This window comes from Chryseobacterium formosense (genome assembly GCF_900116415.1).
GTDB classification, from domain to species: Bacteria; Bacteroidota; Bacteroidia; order Flavobacteriales; family Weeksellaceae; genus Chryseobacterium; species Chryseobacterium formosense.
On the sequence record NZ_FPAP01000002.1, the window covers coordinates 642448 to 657094 of the forward strand.

The 14647-nt window shown below is 31.6% G+C and carries 14 protein-coding genes and 4 pseudogenes; all 18 read right to left on the reverse strand.

The window, feature by feature from the left end:
* Window positions 1-79: 79 nt before the first annotated feature.
* Window positions 80-508, reverse strand: a complete 429-nt coding sequence (locus BM371_RS09195) for a DUF4280 domain-containing protein (protein ID WP_081874575.1) — start codon at window positions 506-508, stop codon at window positions 80-82.
* On the reverse strand, window positions 460-1647 hold the full coding sequence (locus BM371_RS09200) for a hypothetical protein (RefSeq protein ID WP_034678235.1): 1188 nt from the start codon (window positions 1645-1647) through the stop codon (window positions 460-462). The genes BM371_RS09195 and BM371_RS09200 overlap by 49 nt, the downstream gene beginning before the upstream one ends.
* A gap of 9 nt (window positions 1648-1656) precedes the next feature.
* On the reverse strand, window positions 1657-3921 hold the full coding sequence (locus tag BM371_RS09205; protein ID WP_034678236.1) for a CHAP domain-containing protein: 2265 nt from the start codon (window positions 3919-3921) through the stop codon (window positions 1657-1659).
* Between the two features lie 17 nt (window positions 3922-3938).
* Window positions 3939-4772 carry a DUF4280 domain-containing protein gene (locus BM371_RS09210; RefSeq protein ID WP_051882930.1) on the reverse strand — a complete coding sequence of 278 codons (834 nt, stop codon included), beginning with the start codon at window positions 4770-4772 and terminating at the stop codon, window positions 3939-3941.
* Between the two features lies 1 nt (window position 4773).
* Window positions 4774-5796: a hypothetical protein gene (locus BM371_RS09215; protein WP_131430993.1), complete on the reverse strand. Its 1023-nt coding sequence runs from the start codon at window positions 5794-5796 to the stop codon at window positions 4774-4776.
* Window positions 5797-5961: 165 nt separating this feature from the next.
* Window positions 5962-6693, reverse strand: a complete 732-nt coding sequence (locus BM371_RS09220; protein ID WP_051882932.1) for an IS1 family transposase — start codon at window positions 6691-6693, stop codon at window positions 5962-5964.
* Window positions 6694-6948: 255 nt separating this feature from the next.
* A pseudogene (locus tag BM371_RS09225) lies at window positions 6949-7086 on the reverse strand (RHS repeat-associated core domain-containing protein); the annotation flags it as partial.
* A gap of 40 nt (window positions 7087-7126) precedes the next feature.
* Window positions 7127-7525: a hypothetical protein gene (locus BM371_RS09230; protein WP_034678238.1), complete on the reverse strand. Its 399-nt coding sequence runs from the start codon at window positions 7523-7525 to the stop codon at window positions 7127-7129.
* 678 nt (window positions 7526-8203) lie between these two features.
* Window positions 8204-8393 (reverse strand): annotated as a pseudogene (locus BM371_RS20985) (RHS repeat-associated core domain-containing protein); the annotation flags it as partial.
* 71 nt (window positions 8394-8464) lie between these two features.
* Complete coding sequence (locus BM371_RS09240) at window positions 8465-8944, reverse strand: hypothetical protein (protein WP_131430995.1); 480 nt, start codon at window positions 8942-8944, stop codon at window positions 8465-8467.
* A 4-nt stretch (window positions 8945-8948) separates the two neighbouring features.
* Window positions 8949-9152, reverse strand: coding sequence for a hypothetical protein (locus tag BM371_RS20720; protein WP_034678240.1), 204 nt, complete (start codon window positions 9150-9152; stop codon window positions 8949-8951).
* A gap of 475 nt (window positions 9153-9627) precedes the next feature.
* Window positions 9628-9814 (reverse strand): annotated as a pseudogene (locus BM371_RS20990) (RHS repeat-associated core domain-containing protein); the annotation flags it as partial.
* A 97-nt stretch (window positions 9815-9911) separates the two neighbouring features.
* Window positions 9912-10460, reverse strand: coding sequence for a hypothetical protein (locus BM371_RS09255; RefSeq protein WP_131430997.1), 549 nt, complete (start codon window positions 10458-10460; stop codon window positions 9912-9914).
* A gap of 4 nt (window positions 10461-10464) precedes the next feature.
* The gene (locus BM371_RS09260; protein ID WP_034678243.1) at window positions 10465-11721 is read right to left on the reverse strand and encodes an RHS repeat domain-containing protein; all 1257 of its coding nucleotides are present in this window, start codon (window positions 11719-11721) and stop codon (window positions 10465-10467) included.
* Window positions 11722-11817: 96 nt separating this feature from the next.
* Window positions 11818-12336 carry a hypothetical protein gene (locus tag BM371_RS09265; RefSeq protein ID WP_034678244.1) on the reverse strand — a complete coding sequence of 173 codons (519 nt, stop codon included), beginning with the start codon at window positions 12334-12336 and terminating at the stop codon, window positions 11818-11820.
* Window positions 12337-12338: 2 nt separating this feature from the next.
* Window positions 12339-13139, reverse strand: coding sequence for an RHS repeat-associated core domain-containing protein (locus BM371_RS20730; protein WP_394334185.1), 801 nt, complete (start codon window positions 13137-13139; stop codon window positions 12339-12341).
* 116 nt (window positions 13140-13255) lie between these two features.
* On the reverse strand, window positions 13256-13765 hold the full coding sequence (locus BM371_RS09275; RefSeq protein WP_131430999.1) for a hypothetical protein: 510 nt from the start codon (window positions 13763-13765) through the stop codon (window positions 13256-13258).
* A pseudogene (locus BM371_RS09280) lies at window positions 13749-14630 on the reverse strand (RHS repeat-associated core domain-containing protein); the annotation flags it as partial. The gene BM371_RS09275 and the pseudogene BM371_RS09280, both read right to left, overlap by 17 nt.
* Window positions 14631-14647: the final 17 nt, after the last annotated feature.

The following is a 14647-nucleotide window of genomic DNA, read 5'->3' on the forward strand; positions in this document are numbered from 1 at the left end:
GGATAGTTCATAGAACGTTTTTTCTTCTGCTTTGGGATTGGTGCTTCCTTTTATGGTTTTCATAACGCTGTGTTTTTAATTATTCAACTTCAAAAGGATCTTCTCCGTTTATTTCTTCCTTAAACTCCTCAAAATCTACCACCGGATTATACACCTGCTGCTCTTTAGAATCAGCATTGTCGACATTTCTTTTTCCCAATTCTGACTGTTGACCATGTTTGAAAATGGTAATTTTTCCGCCTGTGCAACACATGAGTTCAGATAGTTCGGTGACACAACATTTGCCCATTACTTTTACTTTATCATAAGTTTTTGTCCATTTTCCGGAAGGAGCATATGTGCAGGGAAGATATCCGCCGGAACTTGGTTTGAGTTTGCATAGCCCGAAAGGTTGTGTAGGTGGATCAAACTGTAAATCATCTTCTGTTACGGCAAGATAATCGGCTTGGCAAGCCCTTGTTATTCCATTCTTGGATAGGCTATTCCACCTGTTTTTGTCTCCTCCCAAATTTGTTTGAAATCAGAAATGCCATAAAAATTATTTTTTTTGAATTCTTCTTCATATTTTTTACCACCATCAACACTTCCAAGAATGCTAAAAAAATCATAATATCTATTTTCTTTAGAAATAACTTTAGAGCAGAAATAGGCTATTTTTCCTAATACTTCAGCTTTATTCGAAAATTTGTTATTAAAATCTGAACTATTACTATTTACTTTTTTTGATAAGTACTCGGATATTGCATTTAAATATTTTGCTTTGTCTTCTTCGGATGACTGGGAAATTACATCAAATAGCTTTTGATTAATAATGAATTTTCCATCACATCTCTGAATCCAAAGAATTTTACCCAATTCATCTATGTTTAAAATATTTTTTTCTAATACAAATTTGTTTAAATCTTCATCACTGTAGTAACCATGCATTTTAACTAAAGACTCTAAAAATGATTTGTCATGAAATTTCAACCAAGTGAAATCTGCCTTACTTTCATTTAACATGTATTTGTTTCTAGCGACAATTGTTTGAATATTTAGATTACGTTCCTGCATTAAATTACTCTCATTTCCCCATTTTTTTATTTTTATTTTGTCTCCATTTTTGTTTAAATATTCTGCAGGAAGCATTTTTTCATAGTTTATTATTTCGGGATATTTTTTTTCGTAATCTATCAATTCTGGAATAACGAGTAGCGGTGCTATAAATTTATTTTGTTTATATATGAAGTTACCGTCAAAATCTATTACATTATTTCTGAAATAAACGGGATCTCGTGAACATTTATTCAAATTATTAATATAGATAAATTCCTTATTTGAGGAATAATCTATTTCGCGTGCGAATATAGATTTTATTTTGATTTTGAATTCTTCATTATTCAGACTTTTAAACCCATGTTTTTCTAAAATTTCCGATAAAAGTTTTTCTTCAATTTTAAGATCATCATCGGAATATTCTATCTGATAATCTACTGCATCACCAATCGTTGCTTTTACACCTTTCTCCAACTGTTTTTTTAGTGTTATAATTTCCTTATCCATAGAAGCGTGATTTTTTTGATTATTTTTTTGTGTACTCATAGCTTCTTTTTCACAAGAAGCTAGAAAAAGAATGAATGTACTTATAAATACTAAATGTTTTTTCATAATAATATTTTAGGTTGTTTTTCCACTAATTTCTTCATTAGATTTTTTAAGTAAACTACTTTTATTTAGTGTTTTAGGATTAAGTTTCTTTTCTTCATCCGTAAATTCATCTTCAGAATGATCTGCATAGTTTTCTGGAAGGAAATATCCAACTATTTTTTGATCATAGTCCCCATTCGGACTTCTACTGCTAAATTTTAAACTGCTACCTTGATTACCTCCTAACGGAATAATATTACCGTTGGTTTCGTAGCCATAGTGGAATGCAACATGTCCGCCACCGCCTTTTACATTTTTCCATACAACAATACAGCCATATACAGGTTTGGAAATTTTTCTCATACCTGATGCTCTGTCTGGTTTATTTGCTCCATCGTGAAGATAATCAGGATTGAACTCTAATGCTCTACATGTACTAGGATTTGAATATCCTGCCTTTTTTAAGCACCAACTCGCAAATGCGGCACACCAAGAGACAGAAGAAGGATCCGTATCTTTTGTTGTGTATTCATTTGGAATTGAAAAATATTCATTTTTAATTCTTGATGATAATGGATTGTCTCCTTCATCATATCCGCCATAATTTTTAGCTTCATCTAAAACGATTTCCATCCATGGGGCTCTTTTTCCTTTTAGAGATGGTTTTGTTTGTTGTGGAATGTTTTCACATGTTCCATTAAAGTTTTGATTATTACCTAAATCATAATGGTTTTTAGTTAACACATCTGTAACTTCCCAAACATAGGTTTTCCCATTGGGAAATCCTCTTCTTTGTATTACTCCTTTGGAATATGAATTGAAGCTTCTTCTGTTTTCATATTCACCATTTTCTCTCATGAATGAAGGATTGCTTGAATATCCATATTTTGTTACCCAAGGTTCTTTGCTAAGGTTATTTTTGTTGAAGGGTACGTTTGGAACATTTACACTTTCATCAAATAAAATATAATCTTTATCATTGCCGTGTCCTACTGCATTTTGTTTTAAAACAAGTAGATATAAATCAGTCATTGTGTGCAAAACATCTTTTTTTCCATAAAAATATTTTTTCACAAAATCCATTTGTTGTACAAAAGTCATTTCTTTTAATGCCGTTCTTGTGGTTCCGACAGATTTTGCAGATTCATCGCTAAATTGAATTAATCCACTATAGCCTGCGCCATTATCAGCAGCAGGATTAAAAGTTTTGTTAGTTTCGAGATGCATTACAGACATCAGTTCACTAGCTTTTTGTTTTTTATTATCTTCGCCCCAAAGTTCTGCACAAACTTCCAAAACTTTTTTACGTTCAGAACAATTTAACTTATTACTCCAGCGAAATTGATTTTCTTTGCAAAAACATTCAGAAGTTGGTTTTGATATGTCTGTCTCCTTCACCACCACTGGCGATTTCCCTTCCGGCTTCTGCACGGTGGGAATTTGTTCTTTTAAGATGCTACCTTTGGCTTCCAACCAATCCCACAGCTCTTTTGCTTTATCTACAGCAATTTCTCCAATTCCTTTTTCCTCTTTCATGCTCGGAGGTTTCTGTTCTGCAGGAGAATTTTTAGCTTTTGGGATAGCTTCAGCAGGCGACTCTCTTATTTCTCCATTGATAGGAGGAAAAGGATTGTTGATATGTATATTCTCTGTAGTGTGTTTCTTTTTAGCATAGTATTCTACCGTAACATAAAACTCTAATTGCTTAGAGTCTGCTTCACCCTGCATAGCTTTATGCATCAATGCGCGGGTAAGCATAAATTCTGCAGCTGCTACACCGTTTTTATCTACTTTTGCTTTTTTGGTCAGAATCAACTTGTTCTTAGGATTATGACCTTTTCCTTGAATATCGTCCTCCCACAAGGTGAAAGTAAGCTCTTTCATAAGCATGTTGGTACAGTAGGCTTTTGTTCTCAGCTTTTCCATGAAGCTAAAGGTAGTACCTTTTGTATCATCTATATAAAGCAATTCAACCTTATTGATAATCGGGATTTTACTGGGTTGTGGATGAATAATTAATCCGCCTCCCTCGGGAGCATAGAGATAGGCTTCCAGTTTATATACTGAGCCAACTGCTTTTTCACCAAAAGTAAATTCGCTGATACCTTTTTTCCTGATGTTGGTACTTGTAAAATTACCATTTTTTCTCTGTTTGAAGAGTTCCCAGGTTACGAGTTTGGGATTTCTTTTTTCTGCTTCTGTATCAGGATACCATCCGGTAACGTGGTAGGTGTATTTTTCTCCTGCAACGGGTTTTATGGTTCCTGAAATTTGTGAAACGCCTTTTTTTTCCATGATAGTATGTTTTTTATTTACCAGGCATCTTCATTGTTACCTTTTATTTTTTCCTTAAACTCCTCAAAATCTACCACCGGATTATACACCTGCTGCTCTTTAGAATCAGCATTGTCGACATTTCTTTTTCCCAATTCTGACTGTTGACCATGTTTGAAAATGGTGATTTTTCCGCCTGTGCTGCACATGAGTTCAGATAGTTCGGTGACACAACATTTGCCCATTACTTTTACTTTATCATAAGTTTTTGTCCATTTTCCGGCAGGAGCATAGGTACAGGGAAGATAGCCTCCGGAACTTGGTTTGAGTTTGCATTGCCCGAAAGGTTGTGTAGGTGGGTCGAGTTGGAGATCATCTTCAGTTACGGCAAGATAATCGGTTTGTCCGTCTGCATCGTTCCAATAATGCTTTTGATGGCTGGTTACGTTGAATTTCGGAAATTTAAAACCTTGATTGCATTGTACCATTCCTTTTTGAATGACGAAATATTTTCCGTCGTGTTCGCTTGAAGAATTTTCTGATTCTTTAACTTCTTCAGACTTTTCGTTGGCTGAATTGTCAATTTCTTTTTCATCGTTTTCCTGATACTTATCATCAGATTGCGTTTCTTCTTCAAAATCATAATTATCATTCATACAATCCTGTTCAAGATCAGATTCCGAATTTTCACATAGAAACTGTGGGTCTTCAGGAATTAAAATAAATGTTCCTGAAGGTAATTCGTCGTAAACAACTTCACTTTCCGAACAATTCAAATTATGGAAAGTCTGGAGAAAATTTTCATCCTTAATATTAAACTTTTTCGCAATAGAGGCGAAACTGTCGTTTGGTTGTGTTTGGTAGGTTTTCATCTTAATTTTGTGTTATGTGTAAATGGTGCTTTTGAAATACTTCGTTTTGATGCAGGATTTCAACAGAGGATTTTATTTCATATAATTGTTTTGTTATTTTATGGGTGAAATATTGAATCTGAATTTCAGCATCGATGTAATCTTTGGCATTTTCATTTTCAATTCGGATTCCTTTTAACAGTTCTCTGAGACTGCAGTTTTCTGAATTTGTTCCGGTTATTTTAGTTTTAACAAGATCAGGATCATCAAATGTGAATTCAGTCTGAAAATTGAATTCTACAGGAAATGAATTCTTGTAAATATAAAATGCTTCCTTCCAGCCTGTTTTTTTATGAAACCATTCCAAGTTTGGAAATAAGGTCTGATACAATAAACTGGACTGTATCTGCCTGAAAAAATAATTTTCATCAGTTAACTTTTCAACAAACCAATCGATATAACTTTTGGAAATATCTCCAATAAAAAAATCTTCAAGATCAGCTCTTTTATTTCTGAATTTTTCTATTAAATTTTTATGATCCAAGAAAGATCCTAATTTCCCTTTTTGCGAAATATTGTACGGAATAGGGTAGATGCTATTCATGCAGGCTAAAGAAAGCGAAGAAACTTTGTCATCCGAAGCGATTCCGTTTTTTCTGAAATCTGCTAATGAAGTCTCTGCTGCAAAACCGTGTTTGTTGTTTTGAATGTTGAGATTAACGGAATAATTAAAGTTCGAATCTTTTTTATGAGGTTCTTCAAATTTTTCTGAAACAAAATATTTTGAAGCATGAAAACCTTTAAAATATTCTTTCGACGGTAACATTTTGCTTTTGCGGATTTCCTGCTCTTCTTTAGAAATAAAAAGGGTAGGAATCAAAACGAATTCAACGCCTCTGAGATTGGTAAACCATAGTTTATCCATCTTTCCGCAATTATGGTTGTGAAATTCTTTCAGTTCATCTTCAGTCATCCGCATTCTGGAAGCTAAAGAAGCCAGGCTGTCCTGTGGTCGGACTTTGTGTTTTATGAAATTGGGCATCATTTGTGTATGTGTTTTCCATCTGTATAAAGCTAAGAAGTTTTCTGCAAATATTTTGTCGTAGTTTTACGACAATTGATAATTATTTTAAAATTTTAATTAAATTTTAAATCTAATAAACGGGAAATCTTTCTGAAAGGAAGGTTAGGAAAAGTTTTGAACAGGGGGTTAGTTTTTAATACAGGAATTATTGAAAAAAGCTGCTACTCCAAAATATATTTTTAAGATTGAATGAAGAATGATATTACTTTTACTAAAACAAATCGTCCTTCTGTTTAATCTCTTTAAATTTGTTCTGATATTCAGATTCATTCTCTCGATAGAGTTGGTTCCAAATCTTTTGGTACTATGAATTTCTTTTGGAATTAAATAGCGATAGTTTCTGAGCCTATCGGTATAAATTTTTTCGGGTTCTGAATGAATTAAAGTTTTTATTACAGTATTTAAGGTTTTATTTGTTCTCTTTCCAATGTTAAACCCTATGATTGACTTTGTATTTTTATGAATTGCATAAACAAGCCATTGCGGATTTGATTTTTTCCGGATAAAAATCCTCATCTCATCAAGTTCATAAGATTGTCCGTATATGATTTTAGGTGGAATAATTGTTTTAGCAATACTGAGAATTCTTTTAAATAAAGTGGTTGTAGAAATATTTAAAATTCTGGCGATGCTTCTGATTCCCAACCCCTCTTTTGTAAACTTGATAATATCTGAATTAATATTACTGTGATAAGCTTTATAACTGTAAAATTCTATAAATCTCCTGTTGCAGTTTTTGCAGAAATATTGTTGCTTTTTTGTTTTTGTAGTTCCGTTTTTAATAATGTTTTTTGAATGGCAGAAATTACACATTTTCGCATCACTAACTCTGATACATGAGGAATGATCTTCAGTCATTTAGATATGTTTTTATCAGTAAAAATAAATAAGAGTAGGGAATGTCTACTCTTGTTTTGATTATTTATATTTTATTGGGTGTTGAAAACCGGTAATTTGAGTTTTTTAAAATCAATATCACTAACTCTGAAACATGACCGAATAGTTAAATTTCTTTCAAAAATAAAAAGAGTAACTAAATTGTTACTCTTTTTTAAGGTTTTTAAGAGTGATATTTTCTTAAACATCCATCAATAAAGGAAACCAACACTTCTGATACATTATCGGTTGGTACTTCTCCGCCAGAGGATCTACCACACCCCATCTACCAATATCGGGCATATAGAATCTTGCTCCATAATCATACATACCCGTCTCTTGCAGTTCTTTCCCGTTGTACTTGTAATTTTTATAACTACCTGTTCTTAAAAAAGCCTCTTCGATATTTTGTGTTTTAGTTTTTGAAACATAAGCCTTCTACATCATTAGTAATAAATAAATCTCTTTTAAAATTTATGTTTTTTTCGAAAGGGACAAAAACTCCATTATAAGTAATACCTCTAAGATAGTTATGTGAAACAAAGTTTTTAGGGTATAAAGATTCAAGGTTAAATTTATAAATTTGATTTACTTTTAGTAAATTACTTTTTTTACATTTATCAGAAGTTTTAGCAGATGCTATCTTAATAATACTAGTATTTTTAATACTAATATCAGCCTTTTCAGCATTTATTAGATATATGTTCTCAATTGTATCTATTTTAATTATTCTATATTCAATACCAGTAACAAGTTTAGATTTTGTATTACAAGAAATTATTGATAGAAGTAATATTATTAAATATTTTTTCATGTTTTAAGGATAAGTTTGAATAATTAAAGGAGCTTTAACATTTGTGGAATCAGTTATTATAAATTCAGCTCTTCCTGTCTTTGTTAATATATTTGTGGGATTTCCATTTTGATCAAAAAAAATTAGCTTGAACACCATCTGTGGTTTGAGGTGTTGCACCATAGTGAGCTCTATTATATACGCTAAAAGGATTATCTCCATCCATTTCAGACGGAGGACCAGCATTATGTCCGAGCTTTCTAGCTATTATTCCTCCTTGATATGATTCTGTTACTTCATGTAACATATCGGTTCCTGGCTTCCCAAAATAATCACTCATTGCCCCTAAAACTTTTGGGTTTACCTCTTGCTCAGTTTCTGTTATAGCACTCATAGAGCTTCCATCTCTACTTAATAGATTACGTGTTTTGTTGCCAGAAAAAGCACCTCCAATATATAAATTTTCTGCTTCTGTTATTTTTGTATTTTCAGCTTTCACATTTACATTTACAGAATGATCATCAATAGCGTTAACTAATTGCTGCGCATCCGCAGATAGTTTACCACTTGAATTATTTTGTTTATAAGAAACTTTTCCATTATTATCTTTGGTTAAAGTAAGTTCAGAAGAAACGGCTTTTTGCAATTCATTTAATGCAGCATCTGCAGCTCTTCCTGTAATTATAACATCCTTATTTTGTTTCCCATCTGGATCAATAAATCTTATTGGATTATTAAGTGCATAATTATAAGGGCTATGTCTCGTCATCTTCTCCGCCAGCGGATCCACAACACCCCATCTTCCAATATCGGGCATATAGAATCTTGCTCCGTAATCATACATTCCCGTCTCTTGGAGTTCTTTACCGTTGTACTTATATTGATAACTAACCTCGCAATTTGCGAGGTTTTTTTATTATCTGCCACACGATGCAATCGTGCGGGAGCGGGGTTAATCTATCAGAAATGTGATTTTTGTTTAAAAACAAATCCAATGCTTCCATTTTTTGTTTTTTTATAGTAGTAAATACTATCATTAATAATATTTAGTGTATCAATTTTTGGAAATGTATATAAGGATTCATCAGGATAAATAGTTCTTCCATCATAAAAATGCTTTACGTTTGACCTGAATTCTGTTGTAAGGAATGTACAGTTTGAATTATCAAAATAAGGTATTTCAATATCTTGATTTGGATTTAAGATTATTATTTTGTTTTTAATTATTTTATATTTTTTATTTAAGGAAATATTTTTGAACTTGTCACTAATCTCTGTACAATTGTAAGTATTATTTATGATAAGATTTTTGTGGTCTATTATTTTCACAGAAAATTTTCTATTAGAATTTTCATAAATGTACTCTTTACCGACTATTTTTGAATTCTGACTTTTACATGAGATTAATGAAATTAATAATAGCATTGAAATCAATGACATACAATTATTTTGCATAATAATTTTTATCTGTTTTTGGTGGATATATTAATTTTTGATTTAAGCCAGGTTTATCAACTAATCTTTGTAAAAAGCTATTGTCTAATTGATTAATATCAGTAACTGTTTCTGTTAGCCCAACTTTATATATATTGTTTAGATCTGACAAATCTAAATATGGTTTAAATATAATTTGCCCAACTGCAGACAATTCAGCCTTATATGCATCTATTTCTTTACTTGCCCCAAAACTTCCAGAAACTACACTACCTATGCCGTCAATGTCATATTCTTTTCTAGCAATCTGACCACCATGTCTACCTTCATGAACTTTATCACCATAGGAATCAAAATATACTGTAATTTGCCCATCACCAGTTCTTTTGGTTTCTGGAAAGCCCCATTCTCTGATTTATTACTAAATACATAATCATTATTTTTATCATGGATCATATCAGTTATATCATTTATATCATTTATATCATTTATAGACTTGTTAACTTCATTAACCATTGAATTAATGTTACCTATTTCTTTTTTCTGAGCTTTACTCAAAGAAACCTTACCGTTTTTATCAGTTGCTGAACTATAAATCATACTTCTTTGCAATTCTAGTTGGCTTTTTCTCATATTAAGTCCCATTTGTGTATGTTCAGCTTCTTTTTTGCTCTGTGGATCGTTTATTGTTCTTCCATCCGGATCAGTAAACCTTATAGGATTATTGATGGTATAATTATATGGTGTATGTCTTCTATATATTTCCGCTAGCGGATCTACCACACCCCATCTACCAATATCCGGCATATAAAATCTTGCTCCATAATCATACATTCCAGTCTCTTGCAACTCCTTACCGTTATACTTATAATTGTATAAATGTGAGGTTACTCATTACCTCCCAATAGTTACTGCTTTTTAATGAGATTTATTAATTAATAAATGAAACCAACACTTCTGATACATTTCCCAATTACTTTGTGCCAATTCGGGACAAAACTGTTTTTACTTTTAATCCATCTTTGGGTACTTCAAGAAGATTATTCGAGCTGTCAGATTTTTTTTCCAAAAAGTAATATTGTAATTGTATTTTTTTTGTTTGTTTAAAGTTGATTTTAAAATCATCAATATTATAATTTATAACTAATTTATTATTAGGTTGTATTTCTATGAAATTAAACTTTTTAATTCCACTATTTGAGGCATCATCCATATAATTGTTATAAAATGAATCAATCAGTAAAATATTATTTTTTACAGTAATATTTCTTTTAGAGTAAAACATACTTTCATTTTCTAAAACTGTAGAGAATATAAGTATTTTATTTTTTGAATTATTTTTTATGGTAAACGAATTTTTACTTGCTGTACCAATAATCTCCTTATTTTTAATAATTTGAATTGGTGCATACTTGCTATTATTATAAATTAAATAATCTGTTTGAGAATTAAATATATTCTTTCGGATTGTACAAGAATGTAAAATACCGAAGATTATACTAAAAATTAATGTGTACTTCATTATTCTATTTTTTTTTAGGATGATGAGCATTATATGCTTTGTGTGGAATTGGTGCTGGTATAACAGACTTTATACTGCCATCAGCATTGTATGAGACATTTTTAAAAATTTTACCCCCTAAATTTTCAATTTCCATAGCTCTTCCCAGGTCGGACCCACTTCCTGCTCGCAAATGACCTATACCATGCCAAAAATTTTCGTATGGTGAAAATGTTTTTGTTGGTCCAAGTCCTCCATTCTGTAGAATGTCCATTGGATTTACAAGAACTTGATCCCCATCTGCTGTATAAGTGACATCTATTTGTGCGCTTTGTATTGAATTTGGATTAATAGCCAAAATCCCTTCTCCATTTTTAGTTGCTGAAGGATAAACAGCAGCATCTCCTTGAGTACCACTGTTTCCTGTGTTTAATTTAACTGTTTTACCATTTTTTGCTTGATATTCAAAGTTTTCTTCTACTACAACATTATACGTGGTACTTGATGTAATTAAGCTATTTAACTCATTAAAAGCATTCTTTTCATCAGGACTAAAACTTGATATATCTCCACTGAACAGTAATTTTCCATTTGAATCGTAAGAAAAATCTTTGCTTTTTTCACCAAAAGAACTTGCAAGTAACCCATTTACAACTTTTTGATATTTTTCGGGAACAATTATATCCTCGTTTTGCATTCCATCCGGATCAATGAATCTAATCGGATTATTGTAAGCATAAGTATAAGGTGACCAACGTCTAGAAGTTTCCGCAAGAGGGTCAACCACACCCCATCTCCCGATATCCGGCATATAGAATCTAGCTCCATAATCATACATTCCCGTTTCTTGCAATTCTTTTCCATTATATTTCATTTTATAAGCATTAGAGCTATAAACCTGATTATTATGATCAAACAACATCCCAAAAGGATAGTAAGAATTATTAGCAACAATCTCTCCCGGAATAAAATACTCAATACAATTTCCATCGGAGCATTCCCTAATTCTCTGATCACGGCTTCTTATGTTTCCGTCACGGTCAGAATCTGCATAGCTTAGTCTTATATTTCCCAAATGATTAACATAATTGTAAACATATAAACCCAAAAGAGCATCAAAATATCCTTCAGAAGTAGGAATGATTCTTAATTTCATCCCATGGGTCGTTGTGTTACCGGTCTCATCTTCCCACCTATATGTAAACTTATACTGAAAACCATCAAGGTAATTGGTTTTCACTGTTCCAAAGAGCTTCTTCATTTTTACTCCCACGGTACACATAATTGGTTACCTGTCCGTTCTGAGTAATCTGCTTAGGTAAATTTAAATGTTGGATTTGTGACTAATTAATTTGAACATTATCAGATAAATTACTCATCATATTCCTTTATGCTTTTCTTTTATCAATTTCCATTTTTTTTCTTCACAGGAATATTGAAAAATAATAGTTGAGCCACCACCATTGGAAAACTGCAAAAGCTTATGTTTATAAGTGACTTTAAAAGCTATAATATTAATTTTTAATTCATTTTCTGACAAAATGGGAATTATCTTCCAGGCATCCAGACCTTTTTTTATTACACTTCTATTTTTTGGATTTTCTATATCTATAGTTTTTAAAGGAATGTCTGTCTTTACATTTTCCAAATTTACAGGTAAATGATTTTCATCAATAATATATATATTATTAATCTTTTTTTTAAAATTATGTAAGTATATCTTCCAATTATCAGCTTTTTCTTCTCTTTCTAGTTCTTTATTATAAAATCTATATGTGTCATTAGCTTTTAGTATAAGAGCTGAATCAATAAGTTTTTTATAATCATTATCTCTTTTACTCTGTGAAAAAAAGTTTGTAAAAATTATTGTAAAAACGCACAATATTATTCTTCTCATAATTATTTTTTCTTTGGAATTGCGAAATATTTTTGTGGAATTGTAGCTTGAACTCCTTTACTATTATAAATATAAACATTACCATCTCCTCTACCGAAAACATACTCACTTTTATTGTGTCCACCTTGAATATCCCCTCCTTTGTAAGAAGGTGCTTGTAGCCACGATTTAGTTATTTTTCCTTCGGTCAATGTGCCACTTTGATGACTATGAAAAGTAACCTGATTTGCAAAATAAATATCAATCGAAATATTTGCATCAGTATCATTACTTGGGTTTCCAACTCTTCCAGGAGGGGCTTCTACAACCGTACCATCTTTTTTGATTCTACCACCGTATTCTCTATTATTAGCATCAGATGTTCCTCCTTTTCCATCATCTTGGTTTACAATATTTACCATTGCTTGTCTTGTATCTGAGCTGCCTTCTATTTCTACACTATTATCATAAGCAATACTATTAGTTTTAAAAGCATCAGTCTTACCTGAATTTTCAGTAATGAATTTTTCTGTGGCCTTCCTATCTTTATTAGAAATCCCTTGAGATGGTGCACCAGAATCAAAACTAGTTTTTGTTGTTTTTATAACATAAACTTTCTTATCATCAATTCCATCATTACCTAAATATGTACCATCTTCACTTATAAAATCTCCTTCTAATCTACCATCTGGGTCTATAAAAAGTATTGGATTGTTGTAGGCATAACGATATGGAGACCAAGCTCTGTTAACTTCCGCCAGCGGATCCACGACTCCCCACCTTCCAATATCGGGCATATAAAATCTTGCTCCATAATCATACATCCCCGTCTCTTGGAGTTCTTTACCATTGTACTTATAATTGTAAGTAACCTCATAAAATACAAGGTTACTTATTATCTCCCACACGAGACAAGCGTGCGAGAGCGAGGAGTTCTTGTTTACAAAGTTAAATTATCATTTTTTCTTCCCCATTTCTTATATAATTGAAACTCTCGTAATTGCTTTAATCTGTAATCCGGTGCATTAGAAATTATCTTACGAGATTTGATATTAACAATTTCAAATCCTTTTTTTAAAATTTGATCATCATTATTGAATTTTTTTCCAATTACTGATATACAAGGTAGCCCAAGCGAGTCATGGGGTGGTACGGAAATCGGCGTTAGCGCTTCAAAATTAATTTCAAATGTATCTTTTTTGTACACGTGTCTATAATTTTCTTGGACATCTTTAAGGGAAATTTTGATTGTATCATTTGTAGGATTTCCAAATAATAGAAAAGTCTCAACATTTTTAATATTTATACTATCTTTTGTATAATCACATATTAAATTTTGGAATGAACAAACTGCTTCTTCATTTTTAGAAATTGACTTTTTACAGGATATAAAAAAAACGGCTAACATCAATGGTAAAAAACCAAAATTATTTTTACTTGTATTTTTCATAATAAAATTTATCATTACCATAATTTTTTTTCATTAATTTTTGGAATTCAGGAGTTGTTTTCTTGAAAATAGGTGATGCTATTTGATGTTCATATATACGAACATGCTCTTTTGCTAAATCTAATGTTGTTTTAATTTTAGATTTTATTGATATATGACTTACCTGACCTCCTTCGTGACTTAATGCTGAAATCATATTATATTTGTCATTGTATAAATCCGAGACCTGTCCATTGCCAATCATTAAAGATACTGTATTGGTATCTGAATTTGCTTGCATTACAGCATCGGGATTATATTCACCCCCATTAAAACTAAAAACTTTCCCTACCATTTTACCAGCTTCAAAATGAAAGTCTGCAATTCCCACAGAAGTACTATTTCCTTTAAGATTATTTAAGTCTACACCCGCTTCTTTAGCATAATGATTTGCAATATTTGCTAAAATAAAAGCATTGTCCTTATTAAAATTATAATCTTTTAGCTGCGTTGATAACCATGGTGCTGTATTCAAACTACCTGTAATCGGATTTTGAAAATCTATAACAATATTATTTGTTTTCTTATTGTCAGTGTAAAGATATTTCCCAAATTGATTAAAATGATCATCTGGAGGCATCTGACTTTGTAATTGTCTTACCATATCTTGCGCAGCTTGTCCTGTATAAATCGTAGATTCTCTTCCATCAGGATAAATAAACATAATCGGATTATTAAATGCATAATTATAAGGGCTATGACGAGTCATCTTTTCAGCTAACGGATCTACAACACCCCATCTACCAATATCGGGCATATAAAATCTTGCTCCATAATCATACATACCCGTCTCTTGCAGTTGTTTGCCGTTGTACTTGTAATTGTATAAATGCGAGGTTACTC